This window comes from Oceanospirillum linum, assembly GCF_001995095.2.
Lineage (GTDB): Bacteria > Pseudomonadota > Gammaproteobacteria > Pseudomonadales > Halomonadaceae > Oceanospirillum > Oceanospirillum linum.
Genome location: NZ_MTSD02000150.1, coordinates 1 through 421, shown reverse-complemented (window position 1 = coordinate 421; position 421 = coordinate 1). Strand labels below are relative to the sequence as shown.

General features: G+C 53.2%; 1 pseudogene. It reads right to left on the bottom strand.

What is annotated here, in order from left to right:
• A pseudogene (locus BTA35_RS18570) lies at window positions 1–252 on the bottom strand (hypothetical protein); the annotation flags it as partial.
• Between the last annotated feature and the right edge of the window lie 169 nt (window positions 253–421).

Here is a 421-nt window from a genome sequence, read left to right as displayed (position 1 = left end):
TAGCATATCGCTGGCGCTGCTGAGCATCATTTGGTCGGCGTTATCTTGCCAGTTCAGCGGCATCATCATCTGTTGGCACAGGCGGCTGATCCATAGGTCGTCAATAAAGGTCAGGTCTTGTAAGACCAAGTGGTCGCTGCCTTTATCTTGAATACGGCCTGCTAAGTGACGCAAATGCTGTTCTGAGAAGTACAGGTGCATAAAGCGGATTTTGCCGTTCACATCCCAGTTGGAATCATGGTCTTCAGGCATTAAGCAGATGCGCCCCGGCGCGCCACCGCTGATGCTGCGGCTAGGGTATAAGCGGCGAATATCTTGTCCGCCATCTAAGTAGCAGCTAAGGGTGTGGTGCCCCGGATGTTGGTAGCGGGTGAGTGCGGACTCTTCTCTCTGCCAAATAGCTGCACTAACCCCTTCGTAC